Origin of the sequence: uncultured Sphingomonas sp., assembly GCF_913062585.1 — a bacterium.
Lineage (GTDB): Bacteria > Pseudomonadota > Alphaproteobacteria > Sphingomonadales > Sphingomonadaceae > Sphingomonas.
This window is the reverse complement of the sequence record NZ_CAJXWX010000005.1, coordinates 39379-56397: the sequence shown is the minus strand read 5'-3', so window position 1 is coordinate 56397 and position 17019 is coordinate 39379. Positions and strand designations below refer to the sequence as shown.

General features: G+C 66.7%; 9 protein-coding genes. 7 read left to right on the top strand and 2 right to left on the bottom strand.

What is annotated here, in order from left to right:
* The first annotated feature begins 16 nt into the window (after window positions 1–16).
* From QZ546_RS05530 to QZ546_RS05520, 3 genes are all read left to right on the top strand, one after another.
* Window positions 17–2812 (top strand): TonB-dependent receptor, encoded by a 2796-nt coding sequence (locus QZ546_RS05530; RefSeq protein ID WP_294235592.1) that lies wholly within the window; start codon window positions 17–19, stop codon window positions 2810–2812.
* Between the two features lie 79 nt (window positions 2813–2891).
* The gene (locus QZ546_RS05525; RefSeq protein ID WP_294235679.1) at window positions 2892–5174 is read left to right on the top strand and encodes an alpha-N-acetylglucosaminidase; all 2283 of its coding nucleotides are present in this window, start codon (window positions 2892–2894) and stop codon (window positions 5172–5174) included.
* The gene (locus QZ546_RS05520; RefSeq protein WP_294235591.1) at window positions 5171–6292 is read left to right on the top strand and encodes a heparan-alpha-glucosaminide N-acetyltransferase domain-containing protein; all 1122 of its coding nucleotides are present in this window, start codon (window positions 5171–5173) and stop codon (window positions 6290–6292) included. The genes QZ546_RS05525 and QZ546_RS05520 overlap by 4 nt, the downstream gene beginning before the upstream one ends.
* A gap of 78 nt (window positions 6293–6370) precedes the next feature.
* On the opposite strand, the gene galA is transcribed toward QZ546_RS05520, so the two are convergent.
* Together galA and QZ546_RS05510 are read right to left on the bottom strand one after the other, a co-directional pair.
* Window positions 6371–9256, bottom strand: coding sequence for a beta-galactosidase GalA (gene galA, locus QZ546_RS05515; RefSeq protein WP_294235590.1), 2886 nt, complete (start codon window positions 9254–9256; stop codon window positions 6371–6373).
* Window positions 9253–12081, bottom strand: a complete 2829-nt coding sequence (locus QZ546_RS05510; RefSeq protein ID WP_294235589.1) for a glycosyl hydrolase 115 family protein — start codon at window positions 12079–12081, stop codon at window positions 9253–9255. The genes galA and QZ546_RS05510 overlap by 4 nt, the downstream gene beginning before the upstream one ends.
* A 240-nt stretch (window positions 12082–12321) precedes the next feature.
* Between QZ546_RS05510 and QZ546_RS05505 the strand changes: the two genes are divergently transcribed.
* Genes QZ546_RS05505 through QZ546_RS05490 form a run of 4 tightly spaced genes read left to right on the top strand, consistent with a single transcriptional unit; the run spans window position 12322 to window position 17017 of the window.
* Window positions 12322–13956 carry a TldD/PmbA family protein gene (locus tag QZ546_RS05505; protein WP_294235588.1) on the top strand — a complete coding sequence of 545 codons (1635 nt, stop codon included), beginning with the start codon at window positions 12322–12324 and terminating at the stop codon, window positions 13954–13956.
* Between the two features lie 11 nt (window positions 13957–13967).
* Window positions 13968–15302, top strand: a complete 1335-nt coding sequence (locus QZ546_RS05500) for a TldD/PmbA family protein (protein WP_294235587.1) — start codon at window positions 13968–13970, stop codon at window positions 15300–15302.
* A gap of 37 nt (window positions 15303–15339) precedes the next feature.
* Window positions 15340–16029: a DUF4159 domain-containing protein gene (locus tag QZ546_RS05495; protein WP_294235586.1), complete on the top strand. Its 690-nt coding sequence runs from the start codon at window positions 15340–15342 to the stop codon at window positions 16027–16029.
* A 4-nt stretch (window positions 16030–16033) separates the two neighbouring features.
* Complete coding sequence (locus QZ546_RS05490; RefSeq protein WP_294235585.1) at window positions 16034–17017, top strand: MoxR family ATPase; 984 nt, start codon at window positions 16034–16036, stop codon at window positions 17015–17017.
* The last annotated feature ends 2 nt before the right edge of the window (window positions 17018–17019 follow it).

Genomic DNA, 17019 nt, shown 5'->3' with positions numbered 1-17019 from the left:
AGAGGGAGGGAAAAGCATGACCAAGTCTTCAATGGGCGGCGCGTCGCGGCTTCAACGCAAACGCCTGCTTCAGACCACGGCGTTCACTGCCACATGGACCATCCTGACGATGGGCGCCGCACCTGCGCTGGCGCAAAGCACTGCAGCCGACCTGTCCGCCGCGCCGACGACTGCCGCCGCCTCGGGCGCGGCCGATGCCGGGCAGGCGACGCCGCAGGCCGATACCGCCAGCGACACCAGCCAGAGCGAAATCACCGTCACCGGCTATCGCCAGAGCATCGCCTCTGCGCTTGCCGCCAAGCGTAACGACATCCGCATCACCGACGGCATCTCGTCGGAGGATATCGGCAAGTTCCCCGCCCAGAACGTGACCGAGGCGATCCAGCGTATCGCGGGCGTCCAGATGTCCAACATCAACGGGCGTGGCTCGACGATCAGCATCCGCGGCCTGGGCCCCCAATATGCCCGCACCACGATCAACGGCCAGACCTTCGCCAGCGCCGACTTCAAGGACGGTTTCCGCTACGACATCATCCAGACCGACCTGGCGAGCGCGATCCAGGTCATCAAGTCGCCGACCGCCGACATGGACACGGGCGGCCTGGCGGGCACCGTCAACATCGATACCGTCAAGCCGCTCGCCTATAAGGGGCCGAGCTTCATCGCCGGGGTAAAGGGCTATTATTCCGACTATCGCGGCGGCGTGACGCCCAAGGTCAATGCGGCCTATATCAAGCGCTTCGCGAACGACACGATCGGCGTCATGCTCGACCTGGGCTACCAGAAGCTCAAGGATCGCGGCGACTATCTGTTCATCAAGAACTGGTATCAGCCGGGCGCGGTCGCGGGCGCGTCCGATGTGCAGGTGCCGGGCAATCTGCGCTATCGCCGCATCGACCGCGACACCGAGCAGCTGATGGGCAGCGGCGCGATCCAGTGGAAGCCGCAGGACAATTTCGAGGTCCTGCTGCAGGGCGAATATTCGCGCGACCATACCCGCTACGACACGCGCCAGATGGTCTTCGGCCGCTGGGCCGCCTCGGCGGTGACGGTCAACAGCAAGGCCAATGGCGTCGCGAACAATATCTCGATCAGCAACTTCAACGTCGACAACAACGACCAGCCCGAACTGCGCAACCTCCAGACCCAGGCCTATACCGGCACGGTCAACTGGAGCCCGACCGACACCACCCATATCCGCGCGATCGGCCATTATACCCAGGGCGACGCCAAGCTGTACGAATGGGCGACGATCGACGAGGTGCGGTTTGCGAATGGCGGCACGCTCGACATCTCCAACCCGTTCAACGTGAAGTGGAACACCGCCAGCCTGACCGACGGGTCGATCTACAATATGGCGAACCGCACCTGGTACGCCTTTGTCGACGGCGCGACGCATATCCAGTCGGCGCGCGACCGCGCGATCCAGACCGACCTGACCCAGGATCTCGACTGGCATGGGATCAAGGCGCTGGTCATCGGCGCCAAATATCACCATGAGAGCTTCGACACGAAGGCGTATCGCCACGACCGCGACGCCGACGTCAGCGATCCCGTGACCTATCCCGAATATGCCTGGATCCCGGACCTGTCGAAGACCGGCGTGCTGGTGAACGACTTCCTGGGCGGATCGATGGGTATCCCCAGCTCGTTCCTGTCGGTCAATGCGCCGCTGTGGCAGCAGATCCTGCGCGACAAGGGCATTGCCGTGCCCGACACGCCCGACTGGCCCAATACCTACAAGGTTGATCGCTATATCCCGGCGGTCTATGCGATGGCCAATATCGACGGCACGCTGTTCAACCTGCCGGTGCGCGGCAATGTCGGCGTCCGTTACGAGCACACCCATCAGAACGTGACCAGCAGCCTGACCAACGGGACCGGCAGCGACGCCACCCTGCTCGGCCAGCAGCATGTCGTGCAGGATTATGGCAACGTCCTGCCCAGCGCCAGCTTCGCGCTGGACGTCACGTCGCACCTGGTCGCCCGCATCGCCGCCGCCAAGGTGCTGGTCCGCCCGCTGCTCAACAGCCAGACGCAGATGGCCGACACCATCACCCGCGTGACCACCAGCCTGCGCCCCAGCGTCTCGGTGGCGCAGGGCGAGAGCCGGTTGAAGCCGCTGACCGCCAACCAGCTGGACGTCAGCCTGGAATATTATCACGGCAAGGGGAATTCGATCACCTTGGCCGGTTTCTACAAGGCGGTGAAGAACGGCACCTTCACGCAATTCTACTGCCCGTCCTCCTATGACGGCGTGGCGCTGAACGGCGTGGTCAGCGACTGCCAATCGGCGGACCTGAAGACCGATTACAGCTTCAGCCGGGTGCTGAACGACGACCGGGTCATCCATATCAAGGGCCTGGAGCTGGGGGCGTCGCAGAATTTCGACGCGATCCTGCCGGTCAAGGGCTTCGGCGCGGTCGGCAACGTCACCGTGGTCGACACCGATGCCAGCGCGATCGGCACCGGCTTCAACCTGCGCGACCTGTCCAAGCTGACCTGGAACCTGACGCCCTATTGGGAAAACGAGATGTTCAGCGTGCGGCTGTCGGTCAACCACCGCAGCTCCTATGTCCAGGACGCGGCGTCGAGCTTCTTCGTCAATGGCGGCCTGACCCATGTCGTCCGTCCGCGTACCCAGATGGACCTGGCGCTGGGCTTCACCCCCGTGAGCTATGTCAGCTTCACGGCCGGCATCATCAACCTGAACAACACCCACGAAGACGCTTATCAGACCAATGCCGACACGTTCCAGCTGGCCAGCCGGACGGGTCGCACCTTCTACCTCTCGGCGTCGACGCGCTTCTGACTTCCCCCCTGAAGGGCGGACCGCCGATGGCCGGTCCGCCCTTCCTTTTTCTGATGAACCGGGGACAATGCCGTCCGTGATGACCTATCCCAAGATGCTCGGCCTGATCGGCACTGTGTTTCTGACCGCCTCCATGGCCCATGCCCAAAGCGACGGCGCGCAGGCGGCACGCGCCGCGCTCCAGCGGCTGGGCGTGCCGGAGCGGCAGGTGTCGGTGGCGATCCGGCCCTCGACCGCGCCCCGCTACCGGGTGCGGGTGGATCATGATCGGCTGAACGTCGAGGCCTCCTCGCCCGTCGCGGCGGTGCGCGGGGCCGTGGCGATGCTGGGTGCGCAAGGGCGACTGGCGGTGAGTTGGGAGGGCAAGCGCGTCGGCCCGATGACCCGACTGGCACCCGGCGACAGCGGCTGGGTATCATCGCCCTTCGCGGTCCGCGCCTATCTCAACACCTGCACCTATGGCTATACCACGCCCTGGTGGAACTGGGCACGCTGGGAACGCGAGATCGACGCGATGGCGGTCCACGGCGTCGACATGCCGCTGGCTATGGAGGGGCAGGATTATGTCTGGCGCCAGCTCTGGCGCGAACAGGGGTTGAGCGAGGCGCAGATCGCGCAGCATTTCTCCGGCCCCGCCTTCCTCCCATGGCAGCGCATGGGCAATATCGAGGGCTATCGCGCGCCGCTGCCCAGCGGGTGGATCGACAAGAAGCACGATCTGCAAAAGCGTATCCTTGGCCGGATGCGGGAGCTGGGCATGACGCCGATCCTGCCCGCCTTTGCCGGTTACGTACCCAAGGCCTTTGCCGAGGCGCACCCCAAGGCGCGCATCTACAAGATGCGATCCTGGGAGGGGTTCGAGGGGACCTATTGGCTGGACCCGTCCGATCCGCTCTTCGCGCCGCTCGCGAAACGCTTCCTGCAACTCTACACCGCCGAATATGGGCCGGGGAAATACTACCTGGCCGATGCCTTCAACGAGATGGTGCCGCCCATCGCCGAGGATGGCAGCGACACCGCGAACGCCGCCTATGGCGATGCGACGGCCAACACTCCCGCGCTGGATGCGGCGACCAAGGCGGCGGCCCTGCCCCGCGCGGTGCGCGACGCGCGGCTGGCGGCCTATGGCCAGCGACTCTACGCCTCGATCGCCGCCGCCGTGCCGGGGGCAACCTGGGTGATGCAGGGCTGGCTGTTCGGGGCGGACAAGAAATTCTGGACGCCCGACGCCATCGCCGCCTTTCTGCACGGCGTGCCGGACGACAAGATGCTGATCCTCGACATCGGCAATGACCGCTATCCCGGCATCTGGAAGGCGACGAACGGGTTCGACGGCAAGAATTGGGTGTACGGCTATGTCCATAATTATGGCGGCAGCAACCCGGTCTATGGCGCGCCCGACTTCTATCGCCGCGATGTGGCAGCGCTGTTCGCCGATCCGGCACGCGGTCAGGTGCGCGGCTTCGGCATGTTCCCCGAGGGGCTGCATAGCAACAGCCTCGTCTATGACTATGCCTATGACGTGGCATGGCCGGGCGGCGACATGGCGATGGCGCCGTGGCTGAGCCGCTACACCGCCGCACGCTATGGCCGGAGCGATCCGGCGATGGTCGCGGCGTGGCAGGACGTGGTCGCGGGCGCCTATGACGTCCGCTACTGGACCCCGCGCTGGTGGAACGAGCGGGCGGGGGCGTATCTGTTCTTCAAGCGCCCCGCCGCCGATGCGCCGACCTATCCGGCCGAACCCGGCGACCGCGCGAAATTGCGCGCCGGGATCGACGCGATGCTGAAGCTCGCGCCCGCCTATGGCGCAAGCCCACTCTATCGCTACGACCTGGTCGACCTGACCCGCCATGCCGCCAGCCTGTCGCTGGACGACAGCGTGAAGGCCGCCGTCGCCGCCTATCAAAAGGGCGACGTTGCGACCGGCGACCGCGAGACGGCGCGGGTCAAGGCGCTGGCGCTGGCCATCGACCATCTAATCGGCGGCCAGCAGGAGAGTCTCGCCAGCTGGATCGCCGACGCGCGCGCCTATGGCGACACGCCCGCCGAGAAGACCGCTTACGAGCAGAATGCCAAGGCGCAGGTGACGATCTGGGGCGGGCGCGGGCATCTGGGCGACTATGCGTCCAAGGCCTGGGCGGGCATGTATGCCGATTATTACCTGCCGCGCTGGACCGCCTACCTGACCGAAGCGCGCGCCGCCGCGCTCGCCAAGCGGCCGGTCGACGATGCCGCCTTCACCGCGAAGCTGCTCGACTGGGAAAAATCCTGGGTCGCCGATCCCCGCCCCTATAAGGCCAGCGCCCCCGCCGACCCGGTGGCCGAGGCCCGCGCGCTGATGACGGAGACGGCCCGATGACGACGATGCCCAAGCCCGAGCGCTTCGCCTCGCTCGACATGTTCCGGGGCGCGACCATCTTCCTGATGATCGTGGTCAACACGGCGGGGGCGGGCGGGGCCTTTACCCAGTTGCAGCATGCGCCCTGGATCGGCTTCACCCTCGCCGACCTGATCTACCCGACCTTCCTCTTCGCGGTCGGCAATGCGATGAGCTTCGCGCTGTCCCGCCCGATGCCGGAGAGCGTCTTCCTGCGCCGCGTGTTCAAGCGGGCCGCGCTGATCTTACTGCTCGGCGTGCTGATGTACTGGTTCCCCTTCGTCACGCATCAGGCGGACGGCAGCTGGGTCGCCAAGCCCTTTGCCGACACCCGGCTGACCGGCGTGCTGCAACGCATCGCGCTCTGCTATTTGCTCGGCGCCCTGTGCGCGCGCTATCTGAAGCCCAGCCATCTGCTGCTGGTCGCGATCGGGCTGGTCGTCGCTCATTGGGCGATCCTGGTCGGGCTGAGCCCTGCCGGAGAGGCGTTCGGGCGCTACAAGAATGCGGGGACCCTGTTCGACCTGTGGCTGATCGGGCCGGAGCATCTCTACAAGAAGGATCATGGCTTCGATCCCGAGGGGCTGCTCGGCACCCTGCCCGCGACGACCAATGTGATCGCGGGCTATCTGACCGGCCTGGCGATCCAGCGCTGGGGCAAGCACGCCGCGACCGTCGGTCGGCTGGCGGCAATCGGTGCAGGGCTCGTCCTCGTCGCGCTGCTGCTTTCGCCCGTGCTGCCGATCGGGAAGAAGCTGTGGACGGGTTCGTTCGTCGCGCTGACGGTCGGGATCGACCTGATCCTGCTCGGCGCGGTGCTCTGGCTGGTCGAGATACGCGGGGTGAAGGCCGGGCGGTCCTTCCTTCAGATGCTGGGGCGCAATCCGCTGGCCATCTATCTTTTCTCGGAACTGCTGGTCGTCGTGCTGGAACTGATACACGTCGATGGCGAGGGACTTTACACCTGGGTCGGCCTCAACACGTTTCAGCCGATCGCGCCGGGGCCGGTCGGCTCGCTGCTCTGCGCGCTGTCCTATACGCTGGTCTGCTGTGGCTTCGGTTGGATGCTGGATCGCAAGGGGATCATTCTGAAGGTCTGACCCGTGCGCTTCGACTTCGCTCAGGCTGAACGGAGTACAGACCTCCGTTCAGCCTGAGCGAAGTCGAAGGCCAGGGGCTTACCCCTCCCGCACCGAAATCGTCCGCCCCAGGCCCGAAGCCTTGCCCGGCTCCGCCTCGACGACCAACACCACCTGCCGCTCGCCCGCCCCGGCCGGGAACGGCACCACCAGCGGCGCGCCTGCAAAGTCCGTCTTCTCGGCCCGCTTCACCCCGTCGACCCACGCTTCCGCGCGCCCGACGACCTCGGCGAAGACCACCGCCCCGCCCTGCTCCGCCACCCGGCGGCGCGGCGTGAAGCTGGTGCGATAGGTCGACCAGACGCCCTCGCCCGGCCCCTCCAGCCGTCCGGGCCGCGCATAGACCAGGCTGTTCATGTCATTGCCGGCATAGCGCCGCAACGGATTGGGCCGGATCGCGGTGAAGTCGCTCCGCTTCCAGTCGGTCAGCATCGCCACCGGCCGCGTATCGGGCAGCGCAGGCAGAGGCGCGGCGGCGATCACCCGCACCGTGGTGCGCGCCGGCTTCAAGCCCGGTGCAGTCGCCTCGACGGTCAGCGTGCCCGCTCCCGCCTCGGCCCGGACCAGCGCCTGCGCCAAGCCATGGAACAGGCGGCGCGCGGGGACGACCTCGGAGTCATGGTCGTTCGGATCGCCATTGCCGACCCCGATCACCGCGCCCTTCGTCACCCGGAACGTCACCGGCGCATCAGCATCCGGCACCACCCGCCCACGCGCATCGACCGCCATCACGGTGAAGGGCTGCACATCGCTCCCCGTCCCCAGCATCCCGCCGCGATCCGCGATCAGCTTCAGCGCGACCGGCTGGCCCGCCGTCTCGATGGCGGTGCGCGATACTTCACGCCCGCCGCGATAACCGACTGCCTCCAGCCGTCCCGGGCTATAGGGCACCTGCCATTCGGGCATGGCCAGCCGGTCGACCGTCTTCGTCCCCAGGCTCCTGCCGTTCAACGTCAATTCGACCGTCTTGGCATTGGTCAGTGCCAGCACCCGGATCGCCTCCCCCTCGCGCCCTGGCCAGGTCCAGTGCGGCGAGATGGCCAGCGCAGGTGCATCATCCACCCATTGCGCACGGCGCAGGTGAAGGGCCATCTTGGCGAAACCGCACAGATCCATGATGCCGAACACGCTGCTGGTCGTCGGCCATTCGAACGGCGTCGGCTCGCCATGATAGTCGAAGCCGGTCCACACGAACGTCCCCGCGACGAAGGGCCGCGTGTCGATCATCCGCCAGCTCTCATGATGGGTCAGGCCCCATTCGGCGGCGTCGGTGTCGTAGGAACTGACTTCATGCCGCGCCATGTCGGTCTTCCAAACCCCGCGCGTCATGAAGGCGCTGGTATCCTCCGAACTGGTCATCGGCTTGGTCGGATGCGCGGCGTGGAACTTGTCATAGCGGCGATGCTGGTAGTTGAAGCCCATGACGTCGACCGCGTCGGAGACGTTGAGTGGGGAGAACATCCCGTCGTTCATCGCCGCCGTGACGGGGCGCGAGGTGTCGAGTTCCTTCACCGCTTCGGCCATGCGGCGAACCATCTCGTAACCCTGTTCGGTGCCCTGCATCGGCTCTTCGTTGAAGACGGACCACAGGAAGACGCTCGGCCGGTTGCGGTCGCGGCGCACCAGCCATTGCAACTGGCGCAGATAGTCCGGGCTGGGGTTGAAGTTGCGGTTCTCGTCCATGACCAGCATCCCCAGCCGGTCGCACGCATCGAGCAATTCGGGTGCGGGCGCATGGTGCGAGCAGCGCAGCGCGTTGCATCCCATCGCCTTCAGCCGCCGGATGCGCCATTCCCACATCGCATCGGGCATGGCGACGCCGACCCCGGCATGATCCTGGTGGACGCACACGCCCTTGATCTTGGTCGCCACGCCGTTGAGGTAGAAGCCTGTGCCCGCATCGAAGCGGATTTCGCGAAAGCCGATCCGGGTGGCGCGGTTGTCCACGGGCTTGCCGTCGCGCAGCAGTCGCGTCTCGACCCGGTAGAGCGTCGGATAATCGACCGACCAGAGCTGCGGCCCCGCGACCGCAATGGTCATCCGCGCCTCGCTGGTCCTGAGCGGATCGACGGTCACGTCCGTCTCCGCCCGTCCGATGGTGCGGCCCGCCGGGTCGATCAACACCGCCTCGGCCCGCACGGTGGCGGGCGTCTTCAGGATGTTGGAAACGGTCAGCGCCACCGGCACGGTCCAGCCCGCCCCATCGCGGCGCGGGTCGGCGTGAAGCCCGTCGGTCACGATGCTCACCGCATCGCGCACCGCCAACCAGTTATGGCGATAGAGCCCTGCGCCCTCATACCACCAGCCCTCCATCGTCTCGGCATCGACGCGGACGGCCAGCGTGTTCAGCTCCTCGCCGAACCGGGCATAGGGGGTGATGTCGATCAGGATCGCGGTGTACCCGCTGAAGCTGTGCGCGACGAGGACGCCGTTGAACCAGACCTTGGCATGGGTCGCCGCCGCGCCCAGCTGCACCTCCAGATAGCGGCCGCGCCACTTGGTCGGCAGCTTCAGCGTCCGGCGATACCAGCCGATCCCGCGCCGTCGGTATCCTTGTGCGACATTAGCCTTGGGGTCGACCACCTCCTCCATCGCCCAGTCGTGGGGCAGTTCGACGCTGCGCCAGTCGCTATCGTCATAGCTGACCGCCGCCGCGCCCTGCGCGATCCCGGCCTTGGCATTCTGGTAGCTTTCCTCATGCCCCAGGATCGGCGGCACGGCGATGTCGCCCTTGTGGAACAGCCAACCGCTGTCGAGCCGAAGCAGGCTCGGGTCTGCGACAAAGGGCGGCTCCGGCATGGCCTCGAAGGGCGCGGGCGCGTCGCCGCTGTCGAGTTCGACTACGCGGTTCGCCGCCAGCGCGGGCGTCCCCAGCGCAGGCGCGGCCAGCCCGCTGACCAGGAGAGTGCGGCGGGTCATGGTCATCGGGCAATCTCCGGCAAAGGCGCATAGAGCGGACGGGCACCATCGAGCACCAGCTCGACACGATCGAGGGTCAGGCCGGGATCGAGCGGCACGATCGCCACCCGGTGATGCCCGGCGGGGAATGTCTTGAGGGGCAGGGTGGCGATAGCGGTATTGGTCAGGACATTCTGCCGCCACTGGTCGCTGCGCCCGGTCGTCGCGAAGTCGACCGTCTGCCACTCGCCATCGTCCAGCTTCACCACCGCGCGCAGGCCATGCGCCGGGTCGCGCGGATGGGTCGGCAAGGCGACGACGCGCAGGCTTGCACCCGCCTCCGTCATGGTGGCGAAGCGCCAGGTGGCGGGCGTGCCCTGTGCGGCGACGGTGCGGGTCGGCAGGGTCAGCTTCGACCGCAGCGCGCCGTGCTGGCTGCCCAGATCGGGGATCGCCTCCCAGTCCGGGCCGAACGTCGCGGCCAGCGCGGGCCTGGTCACACGCCGCTCGTCCTCCAGCCGCTCGCCGGGATCGACCTTTGGCGGCGTCAGGGCGGTCGCATGGACGACCACCGGCTGATCCCCACACCGCAGCGTCACCGGCCCGACCGCGCCCTTGCCGTCATAGCGCAGGGTCAGCCGCTGCTCATACCCGCCTTTCGCGTTGAGTTCGCCCTTCGCTTCCGTCAGCGACAGGCCGTCGGGCAGTTCGCTCACTGACCAGGCGGTCGCCTGCGGCTGGTGCTGGTACAGGGTCACAGACCGCATGGCAGGAACCCCACGAGTGAACGTCAGGACATTCTCGTCGCCGATCCATGCGCCCCATAGCCCGGCGGCGCAGCCCTTCTCGGTGGAGGACTGCCAGCTCGGCCATATCGGCTCGACAAAGACGGGCAGACGGCGCGGCGCCATGTCCATCATCTCGCGCCACTTGCCCTCGGCCAGCGCATTGTAGCGCGCCGTATCCGCGACCAGCGCGCCATGCGCCGCCTTCGCCCGCGCGACATAGGCATTGGCGCTGGCCCGCTGATCGCGCGCGTACAGCTCGGCCAGATCGAGCGACAGGATGCGCGTGTTCAGCCCGGCCGCGCCGCGCACCGGATAGAGGACCAGTTCGTAAAAGGCGTCCTGCCGGTCCTTCGAGATATGCGCGCCGATCGCCTCGGCCTGCGCGGCGAGCGCCTGATAGGCCGCGATCCGCGCCTGTGCCTCCTCGCCGTCCGACTGGACATAGGCGCTCGTCCGGTTAGGCGTAACCCATTCGGTCTGGCCGAACCCCATGAATTCGGGCTTTCGCGGCCAGGCCAGGTCGTAGAAGCGCATCATTACATCGGCGATTGCGCCCGCCTCCGCCTCGCCGAACTGCTCGGCCATGAAGCGGCGCAGATGCTCGCGCGGCGACTGGTCGAGCAGTCGCGCGTCGAAGGCGAGATCGAGGAAATATTGCGAGAGATATTCGATCGGCTTGATGTCACCGACATTGACCACCCAGATACGCCGGGCGTCGGTGTCCCAGGCCCGCCCCATCTCCTCGCGGATCAGTGCGGGGTGGGTCGTGCCCAGCCACAGATAATCGTGCGGCCGTCCCCAATAGGACAGGTGATAATAGACCCCCGCCCCGCCCGGCCGCTTCTGTTCCTCCGGCGTGCTCAGCCGACGCAGATAGCCGTAATTGTCGTCCGTCCACATCAGCGTGACGTCGCCCGGCAGGGTCAGCCCGGCATCATAGGCCTCCTGCAATTCATGATAGGCGACATAGAGCTGCGGCACCTGCGCCGCCTGCTTGCCGAGCGTATCGGCCAGCAGGCCACGCTGCCGCCCGACCACATCCTCCAGGATGCTGCGCCGCGCCGCCGTGGTCGTCACCCCCTGCATCGGCCCGTCATGCAGCCCGCGCAGGCCCACCGTGTAGAAGGCCTCCTGCCCCTTGGTTTCGCCTACCCGCTCGCGCCAATAGTCCAGGATCGCCTGGGGTCGCCGGGTGAAGTCGAACCCGCCCCGCGTGCCCTCGTCCCATTCGCGTAGATTGTTGCGGAGCATCGGCTCGGCGTGCGAGCTGCCGATCACGATGGCATAGCGTTTCGCCAAAGGCGCATTGCCCGGATCGCCGAAAAAGGGCGTAGAGACCGAATGCATGGCGGGCCAGAGCGTATTGGCCTTCAGCCGCCACATCAGCTCGAAGACACGTTCATAGGTCTTCGGCCCGATATTGCCCTTGGCCGGATCGAAGGTCTTGGCGGCCCAGGGCTCGAGCCCCCAATCCTCGTCGTTCAGGAAGATGCCGCGATACTTCACCGAGGGCTCGCGCGAGACGATCGGCGCATCGTCGACGACGATCCGGTCGCGGCGGCGCGGGGTGACGTCGGCCCACCATTCCCAGGGCGACACCCCCAAAGCCCGCGACAGATCGGTCACGCCATAAATGGCCCCCCGCACATCGGAACCGATGATCAGCAGATAGCGACGCCCGGCGACCGTGACCCCGGCGCGGACATAGCGTTCCCAACCGCCCTTCAACGGCGACAGGTCGACCCCGCCGTCACGCGCCAGTGTCTGCACGACCGGCATGTCCGCCGTCCCGATGATGATACAGGTCGCGGCGCAGCTCGCCATGTCGCTGGCGACCGATCCCGGCCGCCCGCCCAGGCTGGAGAGGTCGCGAAGCAACAGATCGGCCGCCAGTTGCCCTGTCCCCTGCGCGTCCGCCGCCGCGAACACGCCCGCATGGGTCAGGTCCATCTCCTTCGCCAGCGCAGGGCCCGCCGACACCATGCTCGCGACCAGCGCGACGGGCAGGATCAGGCCCAGACCACGCCTCGTCCGTGCGGCTCGCCCCCGGCGGTTGTCGTCCATATCCCTCGCCCGCTTTTCCCCAGATCGGAGTTCAGCTTAGCGGGCCCTTTATAGCTGTAAAGCGAATTTGCCTGACCAATTCATGCTCATTCTTAAACCGAAGACAGGCCAATCATACGACCTTGGCCCCCACCGAACGATAATCGCCGCATCGCCACCAAAGCCGCTTGACCGCATGGCTGTGTTGGTCAACCATAACGCCAAGGACCTGGCGACGGGCCGGGCGGGGGAGATAGAAGAGTGCATCGACGCGACTTCATGGCCGCCAGCGGCGCGGGGCTGAGCGCCCTGCTGCTGGGGGCCTTTCCGGGCCGGGCGATCGCCGCCGAGGAATTGCTGTCCACCATGGATGTCGGCTTGAAGAAGCGGCTGTCCGACGTGGCGCTCAACACCGCCAAGAGCGTCGGGTGCAGCTATTGCGACGTGCGCGTCGGCCGCTATCTGCGCCAGTTCGTGGTGACGCGCGAAAAGAATGTCGAGAATGTCGTCAACACGGAGTCGACCGGCGCTGGCATCCGCGTCATTGCGAACGGCGCCTGGGGCTTCGCCGCCACCAACGACCTGACCCCCGACGGCATCGCCGCCGCCGCGCGCCAGGCCGCCGCCATCGCCAAGGCCAATGCCCGCATCCAGTCCGAACCGGTCCAGCTCGCCCCCGTGACGGGCGTCGGCGAGGTGTCGTGGCGCACCCCCATCGTCAAGAACGCGATGGCGGTGCCGATCAAGGACAAGGCCGATCTGCTGCTGGGCGTCAACGCCGCCGCGACGGGCGCGGGCGCGGACTTCGTGAATTCGATCCTGTTCGTCGTGAACGAGCAGAAATATTTCGCCTCGACCGACGGATCGTACATCGACCAGGACGTGCACCGCATCTGGGCGCCGATGACGGTGACCGCGGTCGACAAGACGACCGGCAAGTTCCGCACCCGCGACGGCCTGTCCTCGCCGCGCGGCATGGGCTTCGAATATCTGGACGGCAATGCCGCGGACAAGCGCACCCTGCCGGGCGGCGCGGTCGTCTATGGCAACAGCTATGACATGCGCGAGGACGCGGTCTTCGCCGCCAAACAGGCACGCGCCAAGCTGACCGCGCCCTCGGTCAAGCCGGGCAAATACGATCTGGTGCTCGATCCGTCCAACCTGTGGCTGACCATCCACGAGTCGGTCGGCCACCCGCTCGAACTCGACCGCGTGCTGGGATACGAGGCCAATTATGCGGGGACGAGCTTCGCCACCCCGGACAAGCTGGCCGCGCATTTCCAGTACGGCAGCCCGCAGGTCACGATCGTCGCCGACAAGACGCAACCCGGCAGCCTGGGCGCCGTCGCCTATGACGATGAGGGCGTGAAGACCAAGCAATGGGACCTGATCCGCGACGGCAAGCTGGTCGATTACCAGGCGATCCGCGACCAGGCGCATGTCATGGGCAAGAAGGAGTCGGACGGCTGCTGCTATGCCGATAGCTGGTCCTCGGTGCAGTTCCAGCGCATGGCCAATGTGTCGCTGCAACCCGGCAAGGCCGCGATGACGCCCGAGCAGATGATCGCCGGGGTCGAGAACGGCATCTACATCATCGGCGACGGGTCCTTCTCGATCGACCAGCAGCGCTACAACGCGCAGTTCGGCGGCGAGCTGTTCTACGAGATCAAGAACGGCAAGGTGACCGGGCAGATCGAGGACGTCGCCTATCAGATCCGTACGCCCGAATTCTGGAATTCCTGCGTCGGCGTGTGCGACCGCAGCGATTACCGGCTGGGCGGGTCCTTCTTCGACGGCAAGGGCCAGCCATCGCAGGTGTCGGCGGTCAGCCATGGCTCGTCCACGGCGCGCTTCAACGGCGTCAATGTCATCAACACCGCGCGCGCGCTCGGCTGAGGAATCCATCCATGACCATGTTCACCGAGGAACAGGCCCGCGCGATCTGCGCCAAGGCCGTGGCGATGTCCAAGGCCGACGACTGCACCGCGGAGCTGACGGGGTCGGTCACGGGCAATATCCGCTTCGCGCGCAACGGCGTGTCGACCAGCGGCGTCGTCAGCGGCAACGACCTGGCCGTCCAGGTCGCGTTCGGCAAGCGTTCGGGCATCGCGACGATCAACCAGTTCGACGACGCCTCGCTGGAACGCGTCGTGCGCCGGGCCGAAGAGCTTGCCCGGCTGGCCCCCGAAAACCCCGAATATATGCCCGCCATCGGCAAGCAGAGCTACCGCGCCAGCGACACGTTCAGCCCGGCGACCGCCGCCATCACCCCCGATTACCGGGCGCAGGTCGCCGCCGCCTCGATCACCCCGTGCAAGGCGGGCAAGCTGGTCGCGGCGGGCTATCTGGAGGACGGGCAGAGCTTCGTCGCCTTCGCCAATAACAAGGGCAATTCGGGTTTCCAGCGCTCGACCGGGCTGGATTACACCTGCACCGTGCGGACCGAGGACGGGCGCGGGTCGGGCTGGGTCGGCCATAACGTGCAGGACGCGACCGCCTTCGATGCGGGCACCGACATCCGCACCGCGATGCGCAAGGCCTCGGCCTCGGTCGATGCCAAAGCGATCGAGCCGGGCAAATACACCGTCATCCTGGAACCGGCGGCGGCGGCGGGGCTCATCTCGTTCATGATGAACTTCTTCGGCGCGCGGTCGGCCGATGAGGGGCGCAGCTTCCTGTCCAAGAAGGGCGGCGGCAACAAGATCGGCGAGCAGGTGTTCGGGCCGCAGGTCGATATCTCGACCGACCCCTGGGCGCCCGGCGCGGCGGTGCTGCCCTGGGACAGCGACTATCTGCCGCGTCAGAAGATGCCGCTCATCACCGGCGGCAAGGTCCAGAACCTGCAATATTCGCGCTACTGGGCGCAGAAGCAGGGCAAGCAGCCAGTGGCCGATCCGGGCAATCTGCTGATGGCGGGCGGCACCAAGTCGACCGCCGAGCTGGTCCGCACGACCGAGCGCGGCATCCTGGTCAGCCGGACCTGGTATATCCGCATGGTCGATCCGCAGACCGTGCTGCTGACCGGCCTGACCCGCGACGGCACCTTCTATATCGAGAATGGCGAGATCAAATATCCGATCAAGAATCTGCGCTTCAACGAAAGCCCGGTCATCATGCTCAACAATATCGACGAGCTGGGCAAGCCGGTGCGGGTGGCGGGCGACGAGTCCTCGCTGGTGATGGTCCTGCCGCCGATGCGGTTGCGCGACTTCACCTTCACCTCGCTGTCCGACGCGGTGTGATGATGGTCATCCGGCGCGCGACGTGACTGATCGTGGATTGACCCGCGCCGAATTCCTGATGGGCGCGCTGGCGGCTTCGCTGCCGCCGGCGCGCCTGTCGGCAGCCGCGCCGACCTATGACTTCTGGTTCACCCGGCTGCGCTACGAGAGTGGCGACTGGGATGTCGACCGGCGAATGCCGTCGAACATGATCACTGCGCTGATCGACTATACCAATTTGCGCGTCGATCCGAAGGAGCATGTCGTCGCGCTCGCCGACCCGAAGATGCTGACTGCCCCCTTCTGCTATCTGGCGGGGCACAAGCTGGTCGAGTTCAACCCGGCCGAGAAGCGCAATTTCGCGACTTATGTGCGCAACGGCGGCTTCGTACTGGTCGACGACTGCAACCACGATATCGACGGGCTGTTCGCCAAATCGTTCGAGCGACAGATGGCGGCGATGTTCGGCCCGCGCGCGCTGGCCAAGCTGCCCAATACCCACCCCATTTATCGCCGCTTCTTCAAGTTCACCGGACCGCCGCCGACCGGGCTGGAGCTGAATGGCTGGGGCGACGACTTGGTGCATGATTACCTGCGCGGCATCGCGATCGACGGGCGGCTGGGCGTCCTCTACTCCAACAAGGATTATGGGTGCGAATGGGACTACGACTGGCGCAACAAGCGTTTCCTGGCGGTCGACAATACCCGCTTTGCCGTCAACATCGCGCTCTATGCGCTGAGCGCGTGATCGCATGACCGAGGCCGAGATACAGGATCGCCTGGCACGGCTGACCGCCTTGCGCGACGCGATCGGCCAGGCGATCATCGGCCAAGCCGAGGTGGTCGAACAATTGCTGATCGGCCTGATCGCGGGCGGGCACTGCTTGTTGGAGGGCGTGCCGGGCCTGGGCAAGACATTGCTGGTGCGCAGCCTGGGCCAGGCGCTCGACCTGCCATTCCGGCGCGTCCAGTTCACCCCCGACCTGATGCCCAGCGACATTCTCGGCACCGAATTGCTGGAGGAGGATCACGGCACCGGCAAACGCCATTTCCGCTTCCAGCCGGGGCCGATCTTCACCAGCCTGTTGCTGGCCGACGAACTCAACCGCACGCCCCCCAAGACGCAGGCCGCGCTTCTCGAGGCCATGCAGGAAAAGACGGTCAGCTATGCGGGCGTGACCCACCGCCTGCCCGAGCCGTTCTTCGTGCTGGCGACGCAGAACCCGCTGGAACAGGCGGGCACCTATCCCCTGCCCGAGGCGCAGCTCGACCGTTTCCTGCTGCATGTCCGCGTCGGTTATCCGACCGAGGCGGAGGAAGCCGCGATCCTGGCGCAGACGACCGGGACCGCCTCCCCCGCCGTGCCGCGCGTGATGGACGGGGCAGAGATTGTCGCCGTCCAGCGGCTGGTGCGCGAGGTGCATCTATCCGGCGACCTGCTCGGCTGGATCAACCGGCTGGTCCGCGCGACCCGGCCGGGCGAGGCTGCGCCGGAGGTGATCCGGCAATATGTCCGCTGGGGCGCGGGCCCGCGCGCCGGGCAGTCGCTGGTGCTGGCGGCCAAGGCGCGCGCGCTGATCCACGGGCGGCTGGCTGCGACGCGCGAGGATGTGCAGGCGCTGGCCGCGCCCGTGATGCGCCACCGCCTGCTGCTGTCCTTCGCCGCCGAGGCGGAGGGCAAGAGCGCCGACGATGTGGTCGCGGGCGTGCTGGCCGCGATACCGCTCGACGCCTGACC

What these genes read in the sequence shown, in the direction of transcription:
- QZ546_RS05510 (WP_294235589.1), bottom strand. Translation starts at nt 12,081, where the DNA reads ATGGACGACAACCGCCGGGGGCGAGCCGCACGGACGAGGCGTGGTCTG.
- QZ546_RS05500 (WP_294235587.1), top strand. Translation starts at nt 13,968, where the DNA reads ATGACCATGTTCACCGAGGAACAGGCCCGCGCGATCTGCGCCAAGGCC.
- QZ546_RS05530 (WP_294235592.1), top strand. Translation starts at nt 17, where the DNA reads ATGACCAAGTCTTCAATGGGCGGCGCGTCGCGGCTTCAACGCAAACGC.
- QZ546_RS05490 (WP_294235585.1), top strand. Translation starts at nt 16,034, where the DNA reads ATGACCGAGGCCGAGATACAGGATCGCCTGGCACGGCTGACCGCCTTG.
- galA (WP_294235590.1), bottom strand. Translation starts at nt 9,256, where the DNA reads ATGACCATGACCCGCCGCACTCTCCTGGTCAGCGGGCTGGCCGCGCCT.
- QZ546_RS05520 (WP_294235591.1), top strand. Translation starts at nt 5,171, where the DNA reads ATGACGACGATGCCCAAGCCCGAGCGCTTCGCCTCGCTCGACATGTTC.
- QZ546_RS05525 (WP_294235679.1), top strand. Translation starts at nt 2,892, where the DNA reads ATGACCTATCCCAAGATGCTCGGCCTGATCGGCACTGTGTTTCTGACC.